At 70.4% G+C, this 24,692-nt stretch carries 20 protein-coding genes; 9 read left to right on the top strand and 11 right to left on the bottom strand.

Annotation, left to right across the window (positions count from 1 at the left end; genetic code table 11):
• Nucleotides 1–142 precede the first annotated feature (142 nt).
• The 4 genes from ASE76_RS12940 (at nucleotide 143) to ASE76_RS12925 (ending at nucleotide 5,953) form a co-directional block, all read left to right on the top strand.
• Nucleotides 143–2,386, top strand: coding sequence for an EAL domain-containing protein (locus tag ASE76_RS12940; protein ID WP_055840132.1), 2,244 nt, complete (start codon nucleotides 143–145; stop codon nucleotides 2,384–2,386).
• A gap of 8 nt (nucleotides 2,387–2,394) precedes the next feature.
• Complete coding sequence (locus ASE76_RS12935) at nucleotides 2,395–4,443, top strand: sensor histidine kinase (RefSeq protein ID WP_055840130.1); 2,049 nt, start codon at nucleotides 2,395–2,397, stop codon at nucleotides 4,441–4,443.
• Nucleotides 4,444–4,542: 99 nt separating this feature from the next.
• Nucleotides 4,543–4,821: a hypothetical protein gene (locus ASE76_RS12930; protein ID WP_055840127.1), complete on the top strand. Its 279-nt coding sequence runs from the start codon at nucleotides 4,543–4,545 to the stop codon at nucleotides 4,819–4,821.
• A 79-nt stretch (nucleotides 4,822–4,900) separates the two neighbouring features.
• Nucleotides 4,901–5,953: a tRNA-dihydrouridine synthase gene (locus ASE76_RS12925; protein ID WP_055840125.1), complete on the top strand. Its 1,053-nt coding sequence runs from the start codon at nucleotides 4,901–4,903 to the stop codon at nucleotides 5,951–5,953.
• On the opposite strand, the gene ASE76_RS12920 is transcribed toward ASE76_RS12925, so the two are convergent.
• From ASE76_RS12920 to hemA, 6 genes are all read right to left on the bottom strand, one after another.
• The gene (locus ASE76_RS12920; RefSeq protein WP_055840123.1) at nucleotides 5,869–7,206 is read right to left on the bottom strand and encodes a hemolysin family protein; all 1,338 of its coding nucleotides are present in this window, start codon (nucleotides 7,204–7,206) and stop codon (nucleotides 5,869–5,871) included. The genes ASE76_RS12925 and ASE76_RS12920 overlap by 85 nt on opposite strands.
• 194 nt (nucleotides 7,207–7,400) lie before the next feature.
• The gene (locus ASE76_RS12915) at nucleotides 7,401–8,435 is read right to left on the bottom strand and encodes an AAA family ATPase (protein ID WP_055840121.1); all 1,035 of its coding nucleotides are present in this window, start codon (nucleotides 8,433–8,435) and stop codon (nucleotides 7,401–7,403) included.
• A gap of 173 nt (nucleotides 8,436–8,608) precedes the next feature.
• Nucleotides 8,609–8,935 (bottom strand): Grx4 family monothiol glutaredoxin, encoded by a 327-nt coding sequence (gene grxD / locus ASE76_RS12910; RefSeq protein WP_055840119.1) that lies wholly within the window; start codon nucleotides 8,933–8,935, stop codon nucleotides 8,609–8,611.
• A gap of 61 nt (nucleotides 8,936–8,996) precedes the next feature.
• Entirely contained in the window at nucleotides 8,997–9,869 is an 873-nt protein-coding gene (prmC, locus tag ASE76_RS12905; RefSeq protein WP_055840118.1) for a peptide chain release factor N(5)-glutamine methyltransferase, read from the bottom strand.
• An 88-nt stretch (nucleotides 9,870–9,957) separates the two neighbouring features.
• Nucleotides 9,958–11,043, bottom strand: a complete 1,086-nt coding sequence (gene prfA / locus ASE76_RS12900; RefSeq protein WP_055840117.1) for a peptide chain release factor 1 — start codon at nucleotides 11,041–11,043, stop codon at nucleotides 9,958–9,960.
• A 124-nt stretch (nucleotides 11,044–11,167) separates the two neighbouring features.
• Nucleotides 11,168–12,469: a glutamyl-tRNA reductase gene (hemA, locus tag ASE76_RS12895; RefSeq protein WP_055840116.1), complete on the bottom strand. Its 1,302-nt coding sequence runs from the start codon at nucleotides 12,467–12,469 to the stop codon at nucleotides 11,168–11,170.
• A 114-nt stretch (nucleotides 12,470–12,583) separates the two neighbouring features.
• Here hemA and ASE76_RS12890 point away from each other — a divergent pair, with 114 nt between their 5' ends.
• Entirely contained in the window at nucleotides 12,584–12,856 is a 273-nt protein-coding gene (locus ASE76_RS12890) for a hypothetical protein (protein WP_055840478.1), read from the top strand.
• Nucleotides 12,857–13,005: 149 nt separating this feature from the next.
• On the opposite strand, the gene ugpQ is transcribed toward ASE76_RS12890, so the two are convergent.
• The 5 genes from ugpQ to ugpB all read right to left on the bottom strand — a co-directional run bounded on the left by ugpQ (nucleotide 13,006) and on the right by ugpB (nucleotide 18,034).
• A complete protein-coding gene (gene ugpQ / locus ASE76_RS12885) occupies nucleotides 13,006–13,770 on the bottom strand; it encodes a glycerophosphodiester phosphodiesterase (protein WP_055840114.1) in 765 nt (254 codons plus the stop codon).
• Between the two features lie 5 nt (nucleotides 13,771–13,775).
• Entirely contained in the window at nucleotides 13,776–14,792 is a 1,017-nt protein-coding gene (locus ASE76_RS12880) for a sn-glycerol-3-phosphate import ATP-binding protein UgpC (RefSeq protein ID WP_055840112.1), read from the bottom strand.
• 132 nt (nucleotides 14,793–14,924) lie between these two features.
• Entirely contained in the window at nucleotides 14,925–15,776 is an 852-nt protein-coding gene (gene ugpE / locus ASE76_RS12875; RefSeq protein ID WP_055840110.1) for a sn-glycerol-3-phosphate ABC transporter permease UgpE, read from the bottom strand.
• Nucleotides 15,776–16,657, bottom strand: a complete 882-nt coding sequence (ugpA, locus tag ASE76_RS12870; RefSeq protein ID WP_055840108.1) for a sn-glycerol-3-phosphate ABC transporter permease UgpA — start codon at nucleotides 16,655–16,657, stop codon at nucleotides 15,776–15,778. The genes ugpE and ugpA overlap by 1 nt, the downstream gene beginning before the upstream one ends.
• Nucleotides 16,658–16,723: 66 nt before the next feature.
• A complete protein-coding gene (ugpB, locus tag ASE76_RS12865; protein ID WP_055840106.1) occupies nucleotides 16,724–18,034 on the bottom strand; it encodes a sn-glycerol-3-phosphate ABC transporter substrate-binding protein UgpB in 1,311 nt (436 codons plus the stop codon).
• A 267-nt stretch (nucleotides 18,035–18,301) separates the two neighbouring features.
• Here ugpB and serA point away from each other — a divergent pair, with 267 nt between their 5' ends.
• The 4 genes from serA to ASE76_RS12845 all read left to right on the top strand — a co-directional run bounded on the left by serA (nucleotide 18,302) and on the right by ASE76_RS12845 (nucleotide 24,593).
• A complete protein-coding gene (serA, locus tag ASE76_RS12860) occupies nucleotides 18,302–19,531 on the top strand; it encodes a phosphoglycerate dehydrogenase (RefSeq protein WP_055840104.1) in 1,230 nt (409 codons plus the stop codon).
• A 76-nt stretch (nucleotides 19,532–19,607) separates the two neighbouring features.
• Complete coding sequence (locus tag ASE76_RS12855) at nucleotides 19,608–22,535, top strand: response regulator (protein ID WP_055840102.1); 2,928 nt, start codon at nucleotides 19,608–19,610, stop codon at nucleotides 22,533–22,535.
• A complete protein-coding gene (locus ASE76_RS12850) occupies nucleotides 22,532–22,918 on the top strand; it encodes a response regulator (RefSeq protein WP_055840100.1) in 387 nt (128 codons plus the stop codon). The genes ASE76_RS12855 and ASE76_RS12850 overlap by 4 nt, the downstream gene beginning before the upstream one ends.
• On the top strand, nucleotides 22,911–24,593 hold the full coding sequence (locus ASE76_RS12845) for a diguanylate cyclase (protein WP_055840098.1): 1,683 nt from the start codon (nucleotides 22,911–22,913) through the stop codon (nucleotides 24,591–24,593). Before ASE76_RS12850 ends, ASE76_RS12845 begins: the two co-directional genes overlap by 8 nt.
• Nucleotides 24,594–24,692 lie beyond the last annotated feature (99 nt).

Genomic DNA, 24,692 nt, shown 5'->3' with positions numbered 1-24,692 from the left:
ACCGTTCGCACACGGTCCGCACCGCCGTTCGGCCGATGCTGCAGGATATATACCCCTGCAAAAGCAGGCTTGCTTTACAGTGGCGCTCGAAGCGCATCACAATGTAACGGGACTGCACGCCGCAGTCCGTCAAGGACGCGGCATGGCCCAGGTAGACGACGACGACTTCGTGTTTGCACCGGAATCCGACGGGCCTTCGCCGGCCGACGCCGCACCCGCCGGCACCGGCCTCACGGTGCTCACCGTCGACGACGACCGGCAGTTCCAGCAGGCCCTGCACCAGGCCCTGACCGGCTTCCGCTACCAGGATGCGCCGGTCCAGCTCAAGAGCGCCCACTCCGCCGCCGAGGCCGCCCGCTACCTCACCGCCCATCCGGAGGTGGCGGTCGTGTTCCTCGACGTGGTGATGGAGACCGACGACGCCGGCCTGCGGCTGGTGCGCAGCGTGCGCGAGCTGCTCGGCAACGCCGAGGTGCGGATCGTGCTGCTCACCGGCCAGCCGGGCATGAGCGACTTCAAGGAGTCGATCGACCGGCTCGACATCAACGACTACTGGCTCAAGACCGAGCTGACGCAGGAGCGGCTGCACGGCATCCTGGCCGGCAACCTGCGGGCCTGGGAGCAGATCCATGCGCTCAACCGGGCGCGGCAGGGGCTGCAGACCATCGTCGAGGCCAGCAACTCGCTCAACCGCGCCCGCAACCTGCAGGAGTTCTCGGCCCATGTGATCCGGGAGCTGTCGCGGCTGCTGGGCCTGGCGCCCGAGAGCGTGGTCTGCGTGCAGGAGGCCGGCCGCGGCGGCGACGGCGATCCCGGCCGCGCGGTGGTGGTGGGCGCGGCCGGCCGCTTCGCGCCCGAGGTGTCGCGCCACCTGCACAGCTTCGCCGACGAAGGCATCCGCGACCTGCTGGTGCAGAGCCTCACGCGCCAGCAGCCGGTCGAGACCGACACCAGCCAGGTGCTCTTCTTCCCCGGCACCGGCAAGAGCCCGCGCGCCGCGGTCTACCTGGCCACCCGCCGCCCGCTCGACGAGACCGAGCGCGAACTGCTCGGCGTGTTCTGCACCAACATCCAGTCGGGGCTGATCAACGTGTCGCTCACCAGCCGGCTCAACCGGATGGCATTGGAGGACAGCCTGCTGTCGCTGCCCAACGGCAATGCGCTGATGCGCTGCATAGACACCATCCTCGACATGCACGCGCCGCGCGACCGGGCGCTGCTGCTGATCGACCTGAACCAGTATTCGCAGGGGTGCCTGGCGCTGGGCATCGACCAGGGCGACCTGATGCTCAAGCGCATGGCGGCCCGGCTCGCCAACGTGTTCCCGCCGCCCTGCATGGTGGCGCGGCTGCACGACGACACCTTCGGCATCGTCGGCCCCGGCGCGATGGTGGACGAGGCCCACATCGACGCGCTGGAGACGGCCGACCCGGGCGACGAACAGCTGCCGCCCTTCATCGGCGTGTGCGCCGCGCGGATGGACCTCGACAGCTTCCGCGGCAGCGGCCGCGGCGCGATGGCCGCGGCCATGCTGCTGCTGCGCCGCGCCCGCGCGCAGGGTCTGCGGCGGCTGGTGGAGTACGCGCCCGGCATGGAGCGCGAGAACGACCAGCACTTCACCCTGTCGCGTCAGCTCTACCACGGCCTGCGCGAGCACCAGCTGCGCATCGAGCTGCAGCCGCAGATCGCGCTGGCGACCGGCGCCATCGTCGGCGCCGAGGCGCTGGCCCGCTGGACCCTGCCCGACGGCACGGCGATCGCGCCCAACGACTTCGTGCCGGTGGCCGAGGCCAGCGGACTGGTGGTGCACCTGGGCCAGCAGGTGATCGAGCTGGCCTGCCGCGCGCTGGTGCGCCTGGCCGAAGCGGGTTTCCAGCACATCTCGGTGGCGGTGAACGTGTCGCCCCACCAGCTGGCGCGCCGCACCTTCGTGGCCGAGCTGATGGCGGTGCTGGAGCTCCACGGCATCGCGCCCTCGCGGCTCGACCTGGAGATCACCGAGTCGGCCATGATGGGCGATCACCAGGCCAACATCGCGGTGCTGCACGCGTTGCGCGACCGGGGCTTCATGGTGGCGGTGGACGACTTCGGCACCGGCCATTCGTCGCTCGCCTACCTGCAGGACCTGCCGCTCGGCATGCTGAAGGTCGATCGCAGCTTCATCCAGGACATCGGCGTGCCCGGTGCCTCGGCCCGCCGCGCGCCGATCGCCGGGCTCGTGGTCGACCTGGGCGCCCACCTGGGCCTGAAGGTGCTGGCCGAAGGCGTCGAGAACGCCGCGCAGGCCGAGTGGCTGCGGGACCGCGGGTGTCCGCTGGCCCAGGGCTATTTCTTCGCACGGCCCGAGCCGCTCGAGGCGTTCATCGCGCGGCTCCAGTCCCAGTAGACGCCGCCATGCCCGCGCCCGCACCGCCCACCCTGGAGCACGGTCCGGCGGGCGATGGCGCGCGGCCGCCGGCGTCGCCCGCCGGCGCCGCCGCAGCACCCGCGCGCCATCCGCTGCGGCGCCACCTGCGGCTGGCGCTGCTGCTGCTGCCCTGGCTGCTGGCGATGGGGCTGGGCTTTCCGCTGCTGTGGCAGCAGATGCGCCAGACCTTCGACAGCCCGGTGCAGCGGGCGCGCGAGCTGGCGCTGTTCCAGGCCGCCAGCGTGGCCGGACGGGTGATCGACAGCGTGCGCAACGACGTGCGATTCCTGGAAGCCGTCTCCACCCTCGACGACGACGGTGCCGCGCTCGCGTCCGATTCCGACACCGCGCGGCTGATGCTGGCCTTCGCCCGCGGCGCACCCTCGTACGACCACCTGCGGCTGGTCGATGCCGACGGCCGGGAGCGGCTGCGGGTCGACTACACCGCCGGCCCGTCGCCCGGCCTCTATGCCGCGCCGGGCGTGGCCGTCGCGCGCAACCGGGCGCTCGCGCCGCCCGACCGGCTGCAGAACGCCCGCAACCATATCGACTTCGACCGGGTGTCGCACCTGCCGCAGGGCGAGGTGTACCTGTCGGGCTTCGAGTTGCGGCCCGCGGTCGACGGCCGTCCGCCGCAGCCGGTGCTGCGCGCCACGGCCGCCCGGTTCGACGGCGAGACCCTGCGCGGCGCGGTATCGCTCGAACTGCTGGCCAACGACCTGCTGGAGCGGATCGTGGCCCTGGGCCGGTCGCACCATGTCGAGCTGTTCGTGGCGCATCCGGACGGCCGGTGGATCCGCGGGCCGGAGCCCGGGCGCGACTGGTCGGCCACCGTGGCCGAGACCGACCCCGGCCTGTGGGCGGCGATGCAGGCGCAGGGCGACGGCCTCTACCGCGGCGCCGAGGGCCGCGGCAGCGGCGGCGAATGGACCTTCCGCCATTTCGGCCTGGCGCGCGAGCTGGGCGCCGCGGCGCCGCCGCCGCCGCCCGCATCGCCCGAGCCGCGCCTGCTGCTGGTGGCGCGGGCCGACCGGCTCTCGACCGCCTGGGAGGGCTGGCGCTGGCAGCTGCCGCTGGCGGCCTGCATGGCGGCCGCGCTGCTCGCGGCGGTGGTGCTCAGCTCCCAGCTGCTGCGCAGCCTGCGGGCCGACGCCCGCCACACCCGCGCCCTGCACCAGGCCAACCGCGCGCTCACCATCGCCAACGACAACCTGCGCAGCGTGCAGGACGACTTGGCCCGCGCCGCCCGGCTGTCCTCCCTCGGGCTGATGGTGGCCGGCGTGGCGCACGAGCTGAACACCCCGCTCGGCAGCGCCACCCTGGCGCTCAGCACCGCGCGGCAGGAGCTGGACATGCTCGCCGCGCGGCTGCAGCAGGGCTTGCGCCGCTCCGACCTGGACCGCTACGTGGCGATGAGCGACGGCGCGATGCAGACGGTGGCCGACGCGGTGCGCCGCGCCGCCGGCCTGGTGCAGCGCTTCAAGCAGGTGGCGGTCGACCGGACCAGCATGCAGCGCCGGGTGTTCGACCTGGGGCAGATCGTGCTCGATGCCGACCCCCGGCTGCGCCACTGGCCGGCCGGCGGCACCGTCGACCTGCAACTGCTGCTGCCTCCCGGCCTGGAGATGGACAGCTACCCCGGCCCGCTGGAGCAGGCGGTGTCGAACCTGCTCGACAACGCGGTGCTGCACGCCTTCGGCGCCCAGGGCACCGGCACCATCGTGGTCGAGGTGGCGGCGGACGGCCCCGACCACGTGCGGATCCGGGTCGCCGACGACGGCGCCGGCATTCCGGCCGCCGACCTGCCGCAGATATTCGACCCGTTCTTCACCACCCGGCGCCATGCCGGAGGCACCGGCCTGGGTCTGCACATCGTCCACCAGATCGTGGCCGACGTGCTGGGCGGCACGCTGCGGGCCGACAGCCCGGTGCCGGACGGGCTGCCGGCGCCGGGCCGCGGCACCGTCTTCACCGTGCGGCTGCCGCGCCGGGCGCCCGAACGCCCCGGAGCCGCGGCACCCGCTGCGCACAGCTGAGGAAGCAGGCCGACCCGGTGCATCGGCCCCGGCTTTCACCGCGGCAGCGTTCGCCGCCGCAACCTGACGGTCCTAACAGCCACTGCCCCAGCCACCGCCATGACCAGCACCTCGACCTCCGCATCGTCCAAATCGTCCTCTTCCCGGAAATCCGGCGGCAAGCCGAAGAAGGGTCTCTACGCCAACATCCAGGCCAAGCGCCGCCGCATCGCCGCCGGCAGCGGCGAGACGATGCGCAAGCCCAATTCCAAGGGCGCGCCGACCGACGAATCGTTCCGCAAATCGGCCAAGACCGCCAAGAAGCCCAAAACCACCCGCCACCACCGCAGCCGCCGGGCCAAGGCCCGCACCGGCCGCAGCCGCAGCCGTGCGCGATGAAAAAGGGCTGCGGCCGGCGTCCCGCGCCGGCCTTCAGCTATTAATATAGTAGCAATGCGTCCGGCACAATAGCGGCCCGATGACGCAGCCGACGCCGACACCCGCCCCGATACTGCTGGCCCCGATGGAGGGGCTGCTCGATTTCCTGCTGCGCGACATGCTGACCCGGGTGGGCGGCATCGACCGCTGCGTGTCGGAGTTCATCCGCGTCTCCGACACGGTGCTGCCCGACCGCGTCTTCCACCGCTACGTGCCCGAACTGCGCAACGGCAGCCGTACCCCCGCCGGCGTGCCGGTGCGGCCGCAGCTGCTCGGCTCCGACCCGGCCTGCATGGCCGCCAACGCGGCCGCCCTTGCGCGGCTGGCGCCGGCGGGCATCGATCTCAACTTCGGCTGCCCGGCGGCGATCGTCAACCGCCACGGCGGCGGCGCCGCGCTGCTCGATACCCCGGAGTTGCTGCACGCCATCGTCGCGGCGGTGCGTATGGCGGTGCCGGCCCACATCCCCGTCTCGGCCAAGATGCGGCTGGGCGTGCGCGACGGCAACGGCGCGGTGGAATGCGCCGTGGCGCTGGCCGAGGCGGGCGCCTGCGAACTGGTGGTGCATGCCCGCACCAAGACCGACGGCTACCGGCCGCCCGCCTACTGGGAGCGCATCCCGGCGATCCGCGCGGCGGTGGCGATCCCGGTGGTCGCCAACGGCGAGATCTGGACGGTGGAGGACGCGCTGCGCTGCCGCGAACGCTCGGGCGGTACCGCGCTGATGCTGGGCCGCGGCATCGTGGCCGACCCGGGCCTGGCCTGGGCGATCCGCGCGGCCGACGGCGAGCCCGGCACGCCGCCGCCGGTCGGCTGGCCCCGGGTGCGGCTGCAGGTCGCCGCCTTCTGGATCCGGATCAGCACCTGCTTTCCCGGCCGGCAGCGGGTCGGCCGGCTCAAGCAGTGGCTCAACCTGCTGCGCCGCCGCTTTCCCGAGGCCGAGACGGCCTTCCAGACGGTGCGCACGATGACCGAGCCCGAACAGGTCGATGCGTGGATGGCGGGGCTTCAGGCCGGCGATGCGGTCGCCGCGCCCGCACCGGTGCCGGTGCCGGTGCCGGTGCGCGACACCAGCACCTGGTCGATCCGGTAGCTGTCGACGTCCATCACCTCGAACTTGTAGCCGCCCCAGCTGACGCTGTCGGTGCGGCGCGGGACCCGGCGCAGCATCACCATCAGGAAGCCGGCCAGCGTCTCGTAGTCGTCGGGGTGGGGCAGGTCGTCCACCAGGCCGAGCGCGTGGCGCACGTCCTGGATCGGGGTGACGCCGTCGATCAGCCACGAGTCGGCGTCGCGCCGCACGATCTGCTCTTCGTCGAGCGGCGAGATCAGGTCGCCCATCACCGTGCTCATCACGTCGTTGAGCGTCACCACGCCCACCACCAGGCTGTACTCGTTGACGATGACCGCGAAATCCTCGCCCACCAGCCGGAACTGGTCGAGCACCTCGGCGAGCGACAGCCGGTCGGGCACGATCAGCGCCTTGTGCACCAGGCCCGCGTCGGCGAAGTTGATCGGCAGGTTGTTGAGCGCCCGCTGGAACAGGTCCTTGGCATCGACGTAGCCCAGCACATGGTCGATGTCGCCGTCGCAGACCGGGTAGGTCGAGAACGGCTCGGCGGCGATCCGGGCGCGGATCACCGTGTCGGGGTCGTCGCGCAAAAAGTAGGCGATGCGGTCGCGCTGGGTCATGGCGCTGGCGACGGTGCGGGTGTCGAGCGAGAAGACGTTGGCGATCACCTGCTGCTCGCTGGCCAGCAATACGCCGGCCAGGGCGCCGGCCTCGGTCATCGCCAGGATGTCCTGCGAGGTGATCCGGTCGTCGCGTTGCGCCGGCAGGCCGAACAGGCGGAACAGCCCGTCGGCCAGTTGGCTGTAGACCCAGACCACCGGGCGGAAGATGCGCATCAGCAGCAGCATCGGCTTGACCACCCGCACCGCGATCCGCTCGGGGTCGCCCATGCCCATGCGCTTGGGCACCAGGTCGGCGAAGAGGATGAAGAGCGAGGTCACCAGCACGAAGGAGGCCAGGAAACCCCAGGTGGCCGCCCGCGGCGCGGCGAAGGGCGAGAGCGCGAAGGCTGATTCGAAGAACGGGCTGAGCGCGCCTTCGCCCACGATGCCGCCCAGGATCGCGATCGCGTTCTGCCCGACCTGCACCACGGTGAAGTAGGGGCCGGGTAGCTCCTGCAGCCGCATCACCCGCTCGGCCCGCGCCTCGCCCTCGTCGGCCAGTTGGCGCAGCCGCAGCCGGCGCGAGGCGGCCAGCGAGATCTCGGCGACCGAGAAGAATGCGCTGGCGGCGATCAGGCAGACGATGAGGAGCAGGCTGGTGGACAGGGACATGGGAGAGTGCGGGCGCCGCGCGGCAGGGCCGACAGTTTAGGGGTGCCCGCCCTGTCGCACCGTAACCGCCGATCGTCCGCACCGCGACGGCGAGCCGACGTGGAGGGCCGGTGCCACGGCACCCCGCGTCATCGCCTCGCCGCCTCACCGGCGGTGCGTGCACCCTGGTCGCGGCGCAGGCGCCGCGCCCATGCCTATTGCATGAACCCGATGCGGCTGCGGCCGTTGCCGGCGCGCGGCAGGTCGTCGGCCCGCAACTCGGCCCGCGCATCGAGCCGGGCGTTGCCGAAGGCCACCATCAGCGCCCGGCGCATCTCGCGTGGGGCCAGCGGCGCCAGCCGGTCGAGCACGTCGTCGTGCGGCGTCTCGCCGAAGCGGCTGCCCCAGTCGTGCTCGGCGCGGATCGACTGGTAGAGCCGCAGCGCGATGTGGCGCGCCTGGGCGGGCGAGGGCGGCTGCACCTCGAACACGTTCATCCGGTTGAGGATCGGGTCGGGGATGCCGCGCGGGTCGTTGGCGGTGGTGATCCAGACCACCTGGCTGGCGTCGATCGGCACTTCGGCGAACTCGTCGACGAAGGCGCCGGCCGTGTCGTGCTCCAGCAGGCCGTAGAGGGCGCCCAGCGGGTCGTACTGGGCGTCGCAGTTGGCCTTGTCGATCTCGTCGACGACGATCACCGGATTGGCGTAGGCGCCCTCGACCAGCGCCTCGAACACCTTGCCGGGCCGCGCGCCCTTCCACTGCGAGGCCGAGCCCGACAGCAGCCATCCGGCGGTCATCGAGCCCATCGGCACTAAGTTCATGCCGGTGCCGATCAGGTCGGCCAGGTGCCTGGCGAAATGGGTCTTGCCGATGCCGGGCGGGCCGAGCAGCAGCATCGGGGTGACTTCCAGCCCGTCGCGGCTGTCCTGGCTGAGGGCGACGTGGCGGCGCACGTCGTCGAGCACTTCGGTGAAGTTGGGCAGCGCGTCGTAGAGGGATGCCATCTCGGGCACGCCGGCGGGCTTGACCTGGAAGCGCTCTGGGCCGCGCGCGAGCATGCGCTCGTAGGTGCCGCGCAGGCTCTCGTGCTCCCGGCCGTCGCCGGCGGCCGCCTGCAGCTTGCCCAGCCGGCGCTCCACGTCGGAGGGGTCGAACACGCTGCGGACCTGGGCGATCGGCAGCTGGAAGGGTGGCGGGCACTCGGAAGAACGGGAGGTCTGCGCGACGACGAGACTGCGGGATTCCATAGGGCCACTCCTTGGGGTAGGTGTCGGTGACGGATTCATTGCAGCACACACCGTGCCAGCCGTCCATGTGCGCACACCTGTCGGAACGCCCGAAAAGCAACGGCGCGGTCGCCCTGATCGGGGGACCGCGCCGGAGAGGAGCGTGGGTACCGGCCGCTACGGCCGGCAGGGCATCAGGCGGCCGGGCCGGAGATGACCTTCTGCAGCTCGCCCGACTCGTACATCTCCATCATGATGTCCGAGCCGCCGATGAACTCGCCCTTGACGTAGAGCTGCGGGATCGTCGGCCACTGGCTGTATTCCTTGATGCCCTGGCGGATGCCGTCGTCCTCCAGCACGTTGACCGTCTTGAGCGCCTTGGTGTCGACGCCGCAGGCCTTCAACACCTGGATCGCGCGGCCGGAAAAGCCGCACATCGGAAAGCTGGCGTTGCCCTTCATGAAGAGCAGCACTTCGTTGGATTTGACGAGGTCGTCGATGCGTTTCTGGGCGTCACTCATGGGGTTTCTCCGGATGGATGCGCCAACGGGCGCGGCAGGTCGTGCAAAAAGGGATGCGCGATTATCCGTGCGATGGCCAAAGCCCGCCGGTGCACCGGGCGATGCCGGCCAGATCGCTGCGGCTTTGCACCTGGGCGAAGCCGGCCGCGCGCAGCAGGGCCTGCACCGCGTCGGCCTGGTCCCAGCCGTGCTCCAGCAGCAGCCAGCCGCCCGGCCGCAGGTGGGCCGGGGCGCCCGCGACCAGGGTGCGCAGATCCGACAGCCCGTCGGCCCCGGCCACCAGCGCTGCGGTGGGTTCGTGGCGCAGTGCCGCCAGGTGCGGATCGCCGGCCGCGATGTAGGGCGGATTGGAGACGAGCAGGTCGAAGCGGCGGCCGGCCACGGCGGAGAACCAGTCGCTGTGCAGGAATTCGACCGCCAGGCCCAGCCGCCGGGCATTGCCGCCGGCGACGGCCAGCGCATCGGGGCTGGCGTCGAGCGCGGTCACCCGGGCAGCCGGCCCGGCGCCGGGCCGGGCGGTCGCATGCGCCAGGGCCAGCGCGATGGCGCCGCTGCCGGTGCCCAGGTCCAGCACTTCGGCGGCGTCGGTGCGGGCCGCATCCGCCAGCACTTCGAGCGCCCAGACGACCAGCGTCTCGGTATCCGGCCGGGGCACCAGCACCCGGGCATCGACGGCCAGCGGCAGGCCGAAGAACTCCTTCTCGCCGACCAGGTAGGCGACCGGCAGGCCCGCCCGGCGGCCGGCGCAGAACGCGTCGAACGCGCCTTGCGCCGCGGGCGGCAGCGGATCGGTGTCGTGCGCCAACAGCCAGGCCCGGTCGTGCGCCGGGCGGGCCAGGGCGTGCAGCAACAGCAACTGGGCGTCGAGCCGGTCCAGGCCCGCGGTGGCCGCGGCATGCAGTGCCTGGGCGATGTCGTAGGGTTTGCTATGCATTTGGTAGCTAGATGTCGGCGTGGAGAGCCGGCTACAGGCCTGTTCGACTATCGAAAGCGCGTTGAGGCTCACCGGGGGCGCACGGGCCTCAGCCCTTCTGGCCTTCCAGCTCCTCCAACTGCTCGGCCTCGCGCGCCTGCTGCAGGCCGTCGAGCACCTCGCCCAGGTCGCCTTCCATCACCATCAGCAGCTTGTAGAGCGTCAGGTTGATGCGGTGGTCGGTGAGCCGGCCCTGGGGGAAGTTGTAGGTGCGGATCCGGTCGCTGCGGTCGCCGCTGCCGATCAGACCCTTGCGCATTGCGGCCTCCTTGGCGGCGCGCTCGCTGCGGTCCTTTTCCTGCAGCCGGGCCTGCAGCACCTGCAGCGCTTTGGCCTTGTTGCTGTGCTGGCTGCGGCCGTCCTGGCACTCGGCGACGATGCCGGTAGGGATGTGGACCACCCGCACCGCCGAATCGGTCTTGTTGATGTGCTGGCCGCCGGCGCCGCTGGCGCGGAAGGTGTCGATCCGCAGGTCGGCCGGGTTCAGGGTGATCGCCTGGTGCTCGTCGGGCTCGGGCATCACGGCGACGGTGCAGGCGCTGGTGTGGATCCGGCCCTGGGTTTCGGTGGCCGGAACCCGCTGCACCCGGTGGCCGCCCGATTCGAAGCGCAGCCGGCCAAAGGCGCCGTCGCCGACGATGCGGAATACGATTTCCTTGTAGCCGCCCAGCTCGCTCTCGTTGGCGCTCACCACCTCGCAGCGCCAGCCGGCGCGCTCGCAGTAGCGGGTGTACATCCGCGCCAGGTCGCCGGCGAAGAGGGCCGACTCGTCGCCGCCCGCGCCGGCACGGATTTCGACGAAGGCGTTGCGCACGTCGTCCGGGTCCTTGGGCAGCAGCAGGCGCTGCAGCTCTTCCTCCAGCCGGGGCAGCTCGGCCTCGGTGGCGGCGATCTCCTCCTGCGCCATCTCGGCCATGTCGGGGTCGGCCAGCATCTCGCGGGCGCCCTGCAGGTCGGCCTCGCACTGGCGGTAGCGGGCGTAGCGGCCGGCCACCTGGGTCACCTCGGCATGCTCGCGGGAGAGGCCGCGGTACTGCTCCATGTCGGCCATGATGTCCTCGCGCGAGAGCAGGAAGTCGAGTTCCTCGAGGCGGACGGCGTAGCGGTCGAGCTGGTGGCGAAGGAATGTTTTCACGGGCGAGAGAAGGGGTGCGGGGAACGGGAATCGGGGGAGGACGCCGGCCCCGGGGAGCCGGCGGCGCGGCAAAGGCCGCGCGGGGCGGCGTGGCGACGCGGCGCCACGGCAGCGGCGAGCGCCGCTAACGTTCCTTGCGGCCGTCGCCGCGCAGGAAGAGGCGCGAGACGGTCTGGGCGGTCTGCTCGCGCTGGGCCGCATCGCCGGCATGCAGTTCGGCCATCGCGCCGTGCAGCATCTTCTGGGTGAGGCCGCGGGAGAGGGCTTCCAGCACCGTGTCGACATCGTCGCCGCGGGCCAGCAGCTTGCGCGCCCGGGCGATCTCGGCGCTGCGCCATGCGTCGGCCTGGGCGTGCAGCTGGCGGATCAGCGGCACCGCGCCGTGCACCGGGTCGCGCTGGTCCATCCAGTGCATGAAGCTGAGCACGCCGGCGTCGATGATCGTCTCGGCCTGGGCCACCGCGGCCTGGCGGCTGGCCTGGGCGGTCTGCACCACGCTGGCCAGGTCGTCGACCGTGTAGAGGTACACGTCCTCGAGCGCCTTGACCTCGGGCTCGATGTCGCGCGGCACGGCCAGGTCGACCATGAACATCGGCCGGTGCTTGCGGCGCTTCAGCGCCCGCTCCACCGCGCCCAGGCCGATGATCGGCAGGGTGCTGGCGGTGCAGCTCACCACCGCGTCGAATTCGTGCATCCGGTCGGGCAGGTCGGCCAGGCGCATCACCTCGCCGCCGAAGCGGCCGGCCAGGGCCTGGCCACGCTCCAGCGTGCGGTTGGCGATGGCGATGCCCCTGGGGTTGCGAGCCGCGAAGTGCGTCGCGGCCAGCTCGATCATCTCGCCGGCGCCGACGAACAGCACCTTGATCTCCGACAGGTCCTCGAAGAGCTGGCCGGCCAGGCGCACCGCCGCGGCCGCCATGCTGATCGACTGGGTGCCGATCTCGGTGGAGCTGCGCACTTCCTTAGCGACCGAGAAGGAGCGCTGGAACAGCTGGTTGAGCGTGCTGCCCAGCGCGCCGGCGTCTTCCGCGGCGCGCACCGCGTCCTTCATCTGGCCGAGGATCTGCGCCTCGCCCAGCACCATCGAATCCAGGCCGCTGGCGACCCGGAACGCGTGCCGGGCCACGGTGTCGCCCTGCAGGGTGTAGGAGTGGGACTGGAGCAGCGCGTCCGGCACGCCGCCGGTCCGGGCCAGCCAGCCGAGGGTGTGGTCGAGCGCGGGGCGCTCGCCGGCGCAGTAGATCTCGGTGCGGTTACAGGTGGAGATGATGGCCGCTTCCACCTCGGGATGCCGGCCGCCGCCGGTAGTGAACGAGCCGCGCAAGCCCTGCAGCGTCGGGGCGATCTGGTCGAGCGCGAACGCGAACCTGCCGCGCAGATCCAGGGGCGCGGTGGTGTGGTTGATGCCTAAAGCCCAGACTGCCATCCCCGGATTATAAAATTCATGGCTGTCCGCGGCGCATAGCCCCTTTCTATCGGTATGAATGCGAACGGTTATGCCTTCGCCGTCCCTCCCGCGCCCCGCACCGGCGCCTGCCCCATGTCCGCCGCCGACCTGCTGAACCACCTGCTGAACTTCGTCGCGCCCGCGTTCTGGACCGCCGCGCTGCTGGCCCTGTCCGCCCGCCTGGTGGTGCCCGGACCGCCCCGGGTGGCCTGGCCGTGGCGGCTGGCGCTGGACGCGGGCGTGGGGGTGCTGGTACTGGTGCTGGGCCTGGTGCTCACCGGGCACGACGGCGCGATGGCGACATGGATCGCCCTGGTGCTGGCGATGGCCACCACCGAGTGGTGCCTGCGCCGCGCCTGGCGCTGAGAAGGTGTGAGAGAACCTACTGCGCAGCCCGATTGCGCAATTCCGGTCCTCACCGTACAGGAGTACGGCTCCGGTCCTCACTGCACACTCGGGCTTGCTCGCTACGGTTCTTTCACACCTTCTGGCGGTGGCCCGAAGCGTTGACGGAGTCAGGCCGGCGAGAAGAAATCGACCCGGTCGGTGATGATGCCGTCGGTGCCCAGGGCCAGCAGCCGCTGGGCCGCCCAGTCGTCGTTGACGGTGTAGGAGAGCGCACGCAGGCCGGCCGCGTACACCGCCTCGACGTTGCCGGCGTCCCACAGCGCGTGGTTGCAGACGATGGCCACGCATTCCAGCGCGAGCGCTTCTTCCAGCCAGCCGTCGCGCAGGCTGTCGAGCAGCAGCCCGCGGGGCAGGGCCGGTGCCGCTGCCCGCGCCCCTTCGAGCGATTCGGGCTTGAACGAGGTCAGCAGCGGCGGCACGGCCGCCTGCTGCCAGAGCCGCGCGGCGTGGGCGGCCACCACCTCGCCGGTGTGGCGCTCGGTGCCGGGGGTGGGCTTGATCTCGATGTTGAGCAGCCAGCCGTTCTGCAGGCAGTAGCGGGCGATGTTCTCGAAGCTGGGCAGCGGCTCGCCGGCATGGCCGCGCGAATGCCAGCCGCCCGCATCCAGTTGGGCAAGCGACGCCCACGGCTGGTGGCCGGCGGTGCCGTGGCCGCTGGTGGTGCGCTCCAGCGTGGCGTCGTGCAGCAGGAAAGGCACGCCGTCGGCGCTCAGCTTCACGTCGCATTCGAACATGCGGTAGCCGTGCCGGGCGCCGAGGCGGAAGGCGGCCAGCGTGTTCTCGGGCGCAAGCCTGCCGGCACCGCGGTGGGCGATCCAGCGGGGGTAGGGCCAGGCATCCGCGATGCCGAACGGGAGCGCGGCGTCTGCCATGGCGGTCAGATCCGCTTGCCGGAGGTGGCGTCGAACCAGTGCAGCCGCTCGGGCCGGGCCAGCACGTGCAGGGTGCTGCCGGGCGCGGGGGCGTGCTTGCCTTCCTCGGCCCGCACGATCAGCGCGTCCTCGCCCAGGTGGCAGTACACCAGCCGCTCGGCGCCGAGCAGCTCGACGTTGTCGACCTGCAGCGCCCAGGTGCTGGGCGTGCCGGCCGGGACGATGTCCAGGTGCTCGGGCCGTACGCCCAGCACGGTGCCGGGCCGGGCCTCGGCCGCGTGCTTGAGCAGGTTCATCGGCGGCGATCCGATGAAGCTGGCGACGAAGGTGGAGGCGGGCCGGTGGTAGACCTCTTCGGGCGTGCCGAACTGCTCCATGACGCCGCCGTTCATCACGATCATCCGCTGCGCCAGCGTCATCGCCTCGACCTGGTCGTGTGTGACGAACAGGCTGGTGATGCCCAGCTCGCGGTGCAGCTTCTGGATCTCCAGCCGGGTCTGGGCGCGCAGCTTGGCGTCGAGGTTGGAGAGCGGCTCGTCGAACAGGAACACCTGCGGCTGGCGCACGATGGCACGGCCCATGGCCACGCGCTGGCGCTGGCCGCCGGAGAGCTCGCGGGGCTTGCGCTCCAGCAGGTGGCCCAGCTCCAGGATCTTGGCGGCCTTGTCGACCCGGGTCTTGATCTCTTCAAGCGGTACCTTGGCGATCTTCAGGCCGTAGGCCATGTTCTGGAACACGCTCATGTGCGGGTAGAGCGCGTAGTTCTGGAACACCATCGCGATGTCGCGCTCGGCCGGCTCCAGGTCGTTGACAACCCGGCCACCGATCGAGATGGTGCCGCCGCTGATCTCTTCCAGGCCCGCCACCATGCGCAGCAGGGTCGACTTGCCGCAGCCCGAAGGGCCCACGATCACGATGAACTCGCCGTCGGCCACTTCGGCGTTCACGCCGTGGATGACCTGGTTGGCCTTGGGACCGATGCCGTAGCGCTTGACGACGTCTTTCAGGGAAATGGCTGCCATATCGTTCTCAGTTGTACTTTGCAATCGCGACGGTTCCCGTCCAGGAACACCGCGGATCTGGCTTTGCCAGGCCGCCGGTGTTGCCCCCCGAAGAGGGGGTTGGCGGCCACACGCAGTGGGCAAGCCTGGGGGTCATTTTTCGGTGTCTACCAGGCCCTTGACGAACCATTTCTGCATGAGGATCACCACCAGCGCGGGCGGAAGCATCGCGAGCAACGCGGTCGCCATCACGATGTTCCATTCGTTCTGGCCGTCGCCGCCGGCGATCATCCGCTTGATGCCGATCACCACCGGGTACATGTCCTCGGTGGTGGTGGCCAGCAGCGGCCAGAGGTACTGGTTCCAGCCGTAGATGAACTGGATCACGAACAGCGCCGCGATCGAGGTCTTCGACAGCGGCACCAGCACGTCCTTGAAGAAGCGCATCGGCCCGGCGCCGTCCATGCGGGCGGCCTCCACCAGCTCGTCGGGCACCGTCAGGAAGAACTGCCGGAACAGGAAGGTGGCGGTGGCCGAGGCGATCAGCGGCACGGTGAGGCCGGCATAGGTGTTGAGCATGCCCAGGTCCGACACCACCTGGTAGGTGGGCCCGATCCGCACCTCGACCGGCAGCATCAGGGTGACGAAGATCATCCAGAAGCACAGCTGCTTGAACGGGAACCGGAAGTACACCACCGCGAAGGCGGAGAGCAGCGAGATCGCGATCTTGCCGAAGGTGATGACCAGGGCCGACACCAGGCTGACCCACATCATGCGGGCTACCGGCGCGGTGGAGCCGGCGCCGCTGCCGCCGCCGAAGAGCGCCGACTTGTAGGTCTCCCAGAAGTGGGTGCCGGGCAGCAGTGGCATCGGCGCCTGCACGATCTCCTGCGCCGAATGCGTGGAGGCGACGAAGGCCAGGTAGAGCGGGAAGGCGACGATGAGGACGCCCAGGACCATCACCACGTGGGCGAGGATGCCGAGAGTGGGGCTGCGTTCGACCATCAGTAGTTCACCTTCTTCTCGACATAACGGAACTGCACCACCGTCAGCACGACGACGATCAGCATCAGCACCACCGACTGCGCGGCCGAGCCGCCCAGGTCCATCGCCTTGAAGCCGTCGTAGTAGACCTTGTAGACCAGGATGGCGGTGTCCTTGCCCGGGCCGCCCTGGGTGGCGGCGTCGACGATCGCGAAGGTGTCGAAGAAGGCGTAGACCACGTTGATCACCAGCAGGAAGAAGGTAGTGGGCGAGAGCAGCGGGAACTGGATCGTCCAGAACCGGCGCCACGGGCCGGCCCCGTCGATCGCGGCGGCCTCGATCAGCGACTTCGGAATCGACTGCAGGCCCGCCAGGAAGAACAGGAAGTTGTAGGAGATCTGTTTCCACACCGCGGCCATGACGATCAGCGTCATCGCATGCGTGCCGTTGAGCAGGTGGTTCCAGTCGATCCCGATGTGGCCCAGCGCGTACGCCACCACCCCCAGCGAGGGCGAGAACATGAAGACCCACAGCACCGCGGCCACGGCCGGCGCGACCGCGTACGGCAGGATCAGGAGGGTGCGGTAGAACATCGCGCCGCGGATGATGCGGTCGGCGAAGATCGCCAGCATCAACGACAGCGCCAGGCCGATGCCGGCCACCAGCACCGAGAAGAGCGCGGTGGTCTTGAACGACTCGACATAGGTCGAATCGGCGAACAGCTGGCGGAAGTTGTCGAGGCCCACCCATTCGGTGGACATGCCGAACGCGTCCTGCGACTGCAGCGACTGCAGCAGCGCCTTGCCCGCCGGCCAGAAGAAGAAGACGCAGATGATCGCCATCTGCGGCGCCAGCAGCGCCCATGGCAACCACGGCGATCGGAACAGAACACGTTTTTCCATACAAACCTGAAAACGAAAACCGCCGGCCCTATGCAGGCACGGCGGTGGGTCTAGCGCGGGGTGCGGTCAGCTCTTGTTTGCTTTCTGGAAGCGTTCGAGTTGTTCATTGCCGCGCTTGACGATCGCGTCCAGCGCTTCCTTGGCGGTCTTCTTGCCGTTCCAGACCTGCTCGAGTTCCTCGTCCTCGATCGCACGGATCTGGACGTAGTTGCCCAGGCGGATGCCGCGGCTCTTGTCGGTCACCTTGCGGATCATCTGGGTCACCGCGACGTCGGTGCCCGGGTTCTGCTTGTAGAAGCCCGATTCCTCGGTCAGCTTGTAGGCCGCGGTGGTGATCGGCAGGTAGCCGGTGCGCTTGTGGCTGGCCGACTGCACTTCGGGCGTCGAGATGAACGAGAAGAACTCGGCGATGCCCTTGTACTCTTCCGCCTTCTTGCCCGACATGACCCAGAGGCTCGCGCCGCCGATCACGGTGTTCTGCGGCGCGCCTTCGACGTCGGGGTAGTAGGGCAGCGGCGCCAGGCCGTAGGCGAACTTGGCGTTCTTGGCCACGTTGCCGTAGAAGCCCGACGAGGTGGCGATCATGGCGCACTCGCCCGAGACGAAGCTGGCCTCCGGCACGTTGCTGCGGCCCTTGTAGATGAACAGGCCCTGCTTGACCATGTTGGCCAGGTTCTCGATATGGCGCAGGTGCAGCGGCGAGTCGACCTTCAGGCGGGTGTCGAGCCCCTGCAGGCCGTTCGACTTGCTGGAGAACTCGACGTTGTGCCAGGCGGAGAAGCTCTCCAGCTGGGTCCAGTTCTGCCAGGCGGTGGTGAACGGGCACTTGTTGCCCGACGCCTTCAGCTTGGCGGCCGCGGCGACCACCTCGGGCCAGGTGGCGGGCGCCTTGTCGGTCGGCAGGCCGGCCGCCTTGAAGGCGTCCTTGTTGAAGTAGAAGATGGTGGTGGAGCTGTTGAACGGGAAGCTCAGCATCTGGCCGTTGGGCGCGGTGTAGTAGCCCGAGACCGCAGGCACGTACGCCGACGGGTCGAACTTCTTGCCCGCGTCCTGCATCACCTTGGTGATCGGCACCGCGACGCCCTTGCTGGCCATCATCGTGGCGGTGCCCACCTCGAACACCTGCAGGATGTGCGGCGCGTTGCCGGCACGGAAGGCGGCCACCGCGGCGGTCATCGACTCGTCGTAGGTGCCCTTGTACGTCGGCAGGATCTTGTAGTCCTTCTGGCTTTCATTGAACTGGCGTGCCAGGTCGTTGACCCATTCGCCGTTGACCGCCGTCATCGAGTGCCACCACTGGATCTCGGTCTGCGCGACGGCCGGGACGGCCGCGATCGCGCCGAATGCAGCCGCCAAGGCGAGGCGTGCAAATTTCATGAATAACTCCTGGAAGAAAATAGGGACGAGCAGGGCGGCATGCTCGTCGCCGCATGTGACATCTGTGTGTCATTTTCATGACAAATATAACCGGGCCGAAAGCGGGGAAACCCTCTCGGGCCGATGCGGCGGGTGGCGATCCAGGCGGGCGCGTCGTCCGGCCCTGCCGTTGCCGAGGGCAAGGGGCCGGTGCAGGCTTGCTGCAACGCACCATGCTAGCATTTGAATTCCGCCTTCAGACCGAACCGGGACCCGCTCCCGCGCGCCATGACCAAGACCTCCCTGGACAAAAGCAAGATCAAATTCCTGTTGCTCGAGGGCATCCACCCGTCCGCGGTCGAGGTGCTGCAGCAGGCGGGCTACACCAACATCGAATCGCTGCCCGGCGCCCTGAGCGACGCGGAGCTGAAGGCCAAGATCGCCGACGTGCACTTCCTGGGCATCCGCTCGCGCACCCAGCTGACGGCCGAGGTCTTCGCCGAGGCGCACAAGCTCAACGCGGTGGGGTGCTTCTGCATCGGGACCAACCAGGTCGACCTGGACGCGGCGCTGGAGCGCGGCATCACCGTCTTCAACGCGCCGTACTCCAATACCCGCTCGGTAGCCGAACTGGTGCTGGCCGAGGCGATCCTGCTGCTGCGCGGCGTGCCCGAGAAGAGCGCGGTGGCCCACCGGGGCGGCTGGCTCAAGTCGGCCGACAACTCCTACGAGATCCGCGGCAAGACGCTGGGCATCGTCGGCTACGGCTCGATCGGCACCCAGCTGTCGGTGCTGGCCGAGGGCCTGGGCATGCAGGTCGCGTTCTACGACACGGTGACCAAGCTGCCGCTGGGCAACGCCCGCCAGGTGCCGACGCTGCACGGCCTGCTGGGCCAGGCCGACATCGTCAGCCTGCACGTGCCCGAGACACCCGAGACGCAGTGGATGATCGGCGCCGCCGAGATCGCCGCGATGAAGCCCGGCGCGATCCTGATCAACGCCGCCCGCGGCACGGTCGTCGAGATCGAGCCGCTGGCAGAGGCGCTCAAGGCGCGCAAGCTGCTGGGTGCCGCGATCGACGTGTTCCCGGTCGAGCCGCGCAGCAACAAGGACGAGTTCCAGTCGCCCCTGCGCGGGCTCGACAACGTGATCCTCACGCCCCACGTCGGCGGCTCCACCATGGAGGCGCAGGCCAACATCGGCCTGGAAGTGGCGGAGAAGCTGGTGCGCTACAGCGACACCGGCGCCACCACCTCGTCTGTCAACTTCCCTGCGGTGGCCCTGCCCACCCACGCCGGCAAGCACCGGCTGCTGCACATCCACCGCAACGTGCCGGGCGTGCTGTCGCAGATCAACACCATCTTCTCGGACAACCAGATCAACATCGCCGCGCAGTTCCTGCAGACCAACGCCAAGATCGGCTACGTGGTGATCGACGTCGACGCCGCCTCGTCCGACCTGGCGCAGCGCAAGCTCGGCGAGGTGCCGGGCACGCTGCGCAGCCGCGTGCTGTTCTGATAGCCTGCGCGGCTTGCGAACCCCGGCGGGCGCTTCGGCGCCCGCTTCCCTTTCAGGCGGTCCTCCGCGCCCCACCATGCACACGTCCAGCATCCAGAAAAGAATCCTCCTGATCGTGCTGCTCGGCATGCTGGTGGCCACCGCGGCGTTGGCCTTCCTGACCGGCCAGGTGCTGTGGAGCGGCACACGCGACATGCTGCTGCGCGAGCAGCAGGGCTCGGTGCAGGCGATCGTGCGGCGGCTGCACAACGAGTTCGGTGCGCGCCGCACCGCATTGGAAGGGCTAGCGCCGCAGTTGCAGGAAGACGGCGCGCTGCTGCCGAACGACCGGCTCCAGGCCCTGCTGCGCAACCGCAACACGCTCAACCAGCTCTTCCGGGGCGGCGTGCTGGTGCTCGACGGGCAAGGCGTCGGCGTGGCGGAAACCTTGGCGGTGCCCGGCCGGCTCGGGCGGTCGTACATCGACTTTCCGGTCGTCGCCGAGGCCCTGGCCAGCGGAAAGCCGGTGCTCGGGCAGCCGATGCTGGGCAAGGCCTTGAAGGTGCCGCAGATCGCGATGGTGCAGCCTTTGCGGGTGGCGGGCGGGCAGACCATCGCCCTTGTGGTCGGCATCCTGGAGCTGTCGGAAGGCAGCCTGTTCGACCGGGTCGAGAGCGAGATGATCAACGGCACCGGCGCGCTGGCCATCATCGACCCTGCGGCGCGGATCTACGTCACCGCCACCGGCCGCGCCGAGGCGCTGCAGCCGCTGCCCGCCGCCGGCGCCAGCCCGCTGCTCGACGCGGTCCGTGGCGGCAGCACCGTCGGCAGCGCCGCCGATGCGCAGGGCCAGCGCCTGCTGTATGCGGCCGACACGCTGCCCGAGACCGGCTGGCTGCTGGTGCAGACCCAGTCGCAGGACGAGGCGTTCGCGCCGATCCGCCGGCTGATGGCGCAGTGCCTGGCCATGATCGTGCTGCTGATGGCGGCCGTGGCGGCCGCGGTCTGGTGGCTGCTGCGGCGCACCCTGGCGCCGCTGGGCATCGCGGCGACGACGATCAACGACATGGCCGAGGGCCGCACCGCCGGCCGCACCCTGAAAGTGTGGCGCAACGACGAGGTCGGCCAGCTCTCCGCCGCGTTCAACCGCCTGCTGGCCCTGCGCGACGAGCAGGACCGCCAGCTGCAGCGCGAGCGCGATTTCCTGCAGCGCCAGTTCCAGCAGTCGTCCGACGGCATCGTGCTGATGGAGCCGGCGACCTGGCGCATCACCGACGCCAACGCCCGGGTCGCCGCCATCACCGGCCACGCGCTGGCCGACGCGATCGGCCGGAGCCTGCCCGAGCTGCTGGGTGACCCCGACGGCGGCCTGGCACGGCAGCTGGCCGATGCCACCGACAGCGCCGCCGACAGCGCCCACGAGCGCGGTGCCGAGCACCGCGACGGCCACGCGCTGGAGCTGGAGGTGACGGCCACCCGGGTCACGGTGGGCGACGCACAGAAGATCATGGTGAACCTGCGCGACATCACCGAGCGCAAGCGCAGCGAGCGGATGAAGAGCGAGTTCGTCTCCACCGTGAGCCACGAGCTGCGCACGCCGCTCACCTCGATCGCCGGATCGCTCGGCCTGGTCAACGGCGGCGCGCTCGGCGAGGTGCCGCCGATGATGCGGCAGATGCTGTCGATCGCCCACCAGAACAGCAACCGGCTGAGCCTGCTGATCAACGACCTGCTCGACATGGACAAGCTGGTGGCCGGCCAGATGACGCTCGACCTGCGCGAGCAGCCGCTGCGGCCGGTGCTGGAGGAGGCGGTGGCCGCCAACCAGTCCTATGCCCAGCAGCACGGCGTGCGGTTCGAGCTGGCGTGCGAGACCGACGTGCAGGTGCGGATCGACGCGATGCGGCTGCAGCAGGTGCTGGCCAACTTCATCTCCAACGCCGCCAAGTTCTCGCCGGCGGGCGCCGTCGTCGACGTGGTCGCGCAGCGCCGCGGCCCGGTGGTGCGGGTCAGCGTGCACGACCGGGGTCCGGGCATCCCGGCGGCGTTCCGCTCGCGCATCTTCCAGAAGTTCGCGCAGGCCGATGCGTCCGACACCCGGCAGAAGGGCGGCACCGGCCTGGGCCTGGCGATCACCAAGGAGCTGGTCGAGCGCATGGCGGGCCAGGTGGGCTTCGAATCGGCCGAAGGACAGGGCTCGGTGTTCTGGTTCGAGCTTCCGGTGGTCGATGCGGCCGCCGAGGCGCGGGTGGCCGCCGACGCGGTGCCCGGCAACGGCCTGAAGCTGCTGGTGGTGGAGGACGAGCCCGACATCGCCCACCTGCTCAAGGTCATGCTCGGACGCGCCGGCTACCAGGTGGAACTGGCCCACACCGCCCAGCAGGCGCGCGAGAAGGCGCTGGCCGGCGGCTTCGCTGCCATGACGCTCGACCTGCGCCTGCCCGACGGCAACGGCGCCGAGCTGGTGCGCGAGCTGCGGGCCGATCCGCGCACCGCCGGCCTGCCGGTGGTGGTGATCTCGGCCGCGAGCGATGCGGGCCGGCTGGCGCTCAGCGGCAGCTTCAGCGCGATCGACTGGCTCGACAAGCCGATCGACGAGCGCCACCTGCTCTCCGCCCTGCGCCATGTGATGCGCCCCGGTGCCGAAGGCAAGCCGCGGGTGCTGCACATCGAGGACGACGCCGACCTGCGCCAGGTGATCGCCGGCCAGGGCGCGGCCATCGCCGACTTCGACGGAGCCAACACGCTGGCCGAGGCCCGCGGCCTGCTGGCGCAGGGCAGCTACGATCTGGTGCTGCTCGACCTGGGCCTGCCGGACGGCAACGGCTGGGACCTGCTCGACGAGCTGCACCGGCAGCATCCCGGCCTGCCGGTGGTGGTCATGTCGGCCAACGAACTCTCGGGCGGCCAGCTGGAACAGGTGCAGGCGGCGCTGGCCAAGTCGCGCACCAGCGAGCAGCGCTTCCTGTCGGTGCTGCAGGGGCTGCTGCCCCGTAACCCCCACAACCCAGGAGATTCCCGGTGAGCCCATTGCAACGCGTACTGCATGTCGAGGACGACGCTTCCATCCAGGCGGTCGCCAAGGTGGCGCTGGAGATCGTGGGCGGGCTGCAGGTCCTGAGCTGTTCGTCGGGCCAGGAGGCGCTCGACCAGGTCGTCGCCTTCGCGCCCGACTTCATCCTGCTCGACGTGATGATGCCCGGCATGGACGGGCCCGAGACCCTGGCGCGGCTCGGCACCGTGGTGGACCTGGGCCGCATCCCGGTGGCGTTCATGACCGCCAAGGTGCAGCCGGCCGAGATCGAGCACTACCGCAGCCTGGGTGCCCGCGACGTGATCGTGAAGCCCTTCGACCCGATGCAGCTGGCCGCGCAGGTCAAGGCGATCTGGGCCGCGGCGCATGGCTGACGAGCGGGCGCTGCAGGAAGCGCTGCAGCGCCAGCTGGCCCTGCTGTCGGAACAGTTCGCCCAGCGGCTCGAGGGCGAGTTCCAGGCGCTGGGCGTACTGGCCGACTCGCTGCTGGAAGGGACTGGCGACGCGTCGGCGCATCCGCAGCTGCAGCCCTTGCGCGACCGGCTGCACAAGATCGCAGGCTCGGCCGGCACGTTCGGATTCCCGCGCCTGGGCGAGGCCGCGCGGCGGCTCGAACGCCAGGCGGCGCAGTGGCTGGAGCATTTCGATGCCGATCCCGCGGCACTGCAGGCCTTCGCCGACGAGGTGCGCGGCCTGCACACCGAGCGCCTGCCGGCGCGGGCCACGCCGCCCGAGGGCCCGCTGGTGGCGCGCCGCCTGGCGCAGGGCCAGAGCTACCGCATCTTCATCCTGGAAGACGACCGGGTGGTCGGCCGCAACATGGAGCTGACGCTGCGCAACTTCGGCTACGACGCGCGCCACTACGACCGGGCCGAGACCTTCCGCGAAGCCTGCCTGGGCGAAGACCCCGACGCGCTGATAGTGGACGTGCACCTGGGCGACGATGCCGAGGACGGACTGGCTTTGACAGCCGACATTCAGGCGCACATGCACCAGCCGGTGCCGCTGCTGGTCATCACGTCGGACAACCGGTTCGACACCTGGCTGCGCGCGGTGCGGGCCGGCGCCACCGGCTTCTTCGGCAAGCCGGTGAACCTGACCGATCTGGAGAACCGGCTGGAGCGCACCTTCGTGCAGCAGAACGGCGACCCCTACCGGGTCATGATCGTCGACGACGACCTGGCGCTGGCAGAGCGCTATGCCCTGGTGCTGCGCAGCAGCGGCATGCGGGTGGAGGTGCAGGCCCGGCCGGCCCAGGTGCTGGAGGCGATGCGCGCTTTCCTGCCCGAGGTGCTGCTGCTCGACGTGATGATGCCCGGCTGCTCCGGCCCCGAGCTGGCGCAGATCATCCGCTTCCACGACGACCTGCTGCGGATCCCGATCATCTACCTCTCGGCCGAGACCGACATCGCGCGGCAGATGGACGCCCTGCTCAAGGCCGGCGACGACTTCGTCACCAAGCCGATCTCCGACAACGCCCTGGTCGCCACCGTGTTCGCCCGGGCCCAGCGCGCGCGGCTGCTCAGCGCGGCCCTGTCGCGCGACGGGCTCACCGGGCTGCTGCGGCATGCGGACATCAAGGAACAGGTGACGCAGGAGGTGCTGCGCAGCGCCCGCGGCAGCAAGCCGGCCAGCGTGGTGATGATCGACATCGACCATTTCAAGCGGGTCAACGACACCTACGGCCATGGCGTGGGCGACAACGTGATCCGCAGCCTGGCCAACCTGCTGCGGCAGCGGCTGCGCCGGGCCGACCAGCTCGGCCGCTACGGCGGCGAGGAATTCGTGGCGGTGCTGCCCGATTGCGCGCCGGCGCAGGCCCGCAAGGTGCTCGACGAGATCCGGCTGCATTTCTCGCAGCTCGAGTTCATCGACCAGGGGCGGCACTTCCACGTGACCCTCAGCGCCGGCGTCGCGGCGGTGCGCGCCACCGACCAGCCCGGCGAGACGCTGGAGCGGGCCGACCGGGCGCTCTACGCCGCCAAGCGCGCCGGGCGCGACCGCATCCACATCGCCCCGGACGAAGACACCGACCCGCCCGCGGTCTAGGGCGGCGGCCCGCGCCCGCGGGGTGCCGGCGGGGCGGCCGGCGCGAACCGACCCGCGCGGCTAAAATCGCCCTCCCAAGGCCCATGGGCGACCCCGCCC

The organism is Xylophilus sp. Leaf220 (assembly GCF_001421705.1).
Lineage (GTDB): Bacteria > Pseudomonadota > Gammaproteobacteria > Burkholderiales > Burkholderiaceae_C > Xylophilus.
Note: the sequence above shows the minus strand (reverse complement) of the source record. Positions and strands in the feature narration are given on the sequence as shown.

What these genes read in the sequence shown, in the direction of transcription:
- ASE76_RS12890 (WP_055840478.1), top strand. Translation starts at nt 12,584, where the DNA reads ATGTCCGCCGCCGACCTGCTGAACCACCTGCTGAACTTCGTCGCGCCC.
- prmC (WP_055840118.1), bottom strand. Translation starts at nt 9,869, where the DNA reads ATGCATAGCAAACCCTACGACATCGCCCAGGCACTGCATGCCGCGGCC.
- ASE76_RS12915 (WP_055840121.1), bottom strand. Translation starts at nt 8,435, where the DNA reads ATGGAATCCCGCAGTCTCGTCGTCGCGCAGACCTCCCGTTCTTCCGAG.
- ugpA (WP_055840108.1), bottom strand. Translation starts at nt 16,657, where the DNA reads ATGGAAAAACGTGTTCTGTTCCGATCGCCGTGGTTGCCATGGGCGCTG.
- ASE76_RS12855 (WP_055840102.1), top strand. Translation starts at nt 19,608, where the DNA reads ATGCACACGTCCAGCATCCAGAAAAGAATCCTCCTGATCGTGCTGCTC.
- ugpQ (WP_055840114.1), bottom strand. Translation starts at nt 13,770, where the DNA reads ATGGCAGACGCCGCGCTCCCGTTCGGCATCGCGGATGCCTGGCCCTAC.
- ASE76_RS12845 (WP_055840098.1), top strand. Translation starts at nt 22,911, where the DNA reads ATGGCTGACGAGCGGGCGCTGCAGGAAGCGCTGCAGCGCCAGCTGGCC.
- ASE76_RS12940 (WP_055840132.1), top strand. Translation starts at nt 143, where the DNA reads ATGGCCCAGGTAGACGACGACGACTTCGTGTTTGCACCGGAATCCGAC.
- ugpE (WP_055840110.1), bottom strand. Translation starts at nt 15,776, where the DNA reads ATGGTCGAACGCAGCCCCACTCTCGGCATCCTCGCCCACGTGGTGATG.
- ASE76_RS12935 (WP_055840130.1), top strand. Translation starts at nt 2,395, where the DNA reads ATGCCCGCGCCCGCACCGCCCACCCTGGAGCACGGTCCGGCGGGCGAT.
- serA (WP_055840104.1), top strand. Translation starts at nt 18,302, where the DNA reads ATGACCAAGACCTCCCTGGACAAAAGCAAGATCAAATTCCTGTTGCTC.
- ugpB (WP_055840106.1), bottom strand. Translation starts at nt 18,034, where the DNA reads ATGAAATTTGCACGCCTCGCCTTGGCGGCTGCATTCGGCGCGATCGCG.
- ASE76_RS12880 (WP_055840112.1), bottom strand. Translation starts at nt 14,792, where the DNA reads ATGGCAGCCATTTCCCTGAAAGACGTCGTCAAGCGCTACGGCATCGGT.
- ASE76_RS12930 (WP_055840127.1), top strand. Translation starts at nt 4,543, where the DNA reads ATGACCAGCACCTCGACCTCCGCATCGTCCAAATCGTCCTCTTCCCGG.
- hemA (WP_055840116.1), bottom strand. Translation starts at nt 12,469, where the DNA reads ATGGCAGTCTGGGCTTTAGGCATCAACCACACCACCGCGCCCCTGGAT.
- grxD (WP_055840119.1), bottom strand. Translation starts at nt 8,935, where the DNA reads ATGAGTGACGCCCAGAAACGCATCGACGACCTCGTCAAATCCAACGAA.
- ASE76_RS12925 (WP_055840125.1), top strand. Translation starts at nt 4,901, where the DNA reads ATGACGCAGCCGACGCCGACACCCGCCCCGATACTGCTGGCCCCGATG.
- ASE76_RS12920 (WP_055840123.1), bottom strand. Translation starts at nt 7,206, where the DNA reads ATGTCCCTGTCCACCAGCCTGCTCCTCATCGTCTGCCTGATCGCCGCC.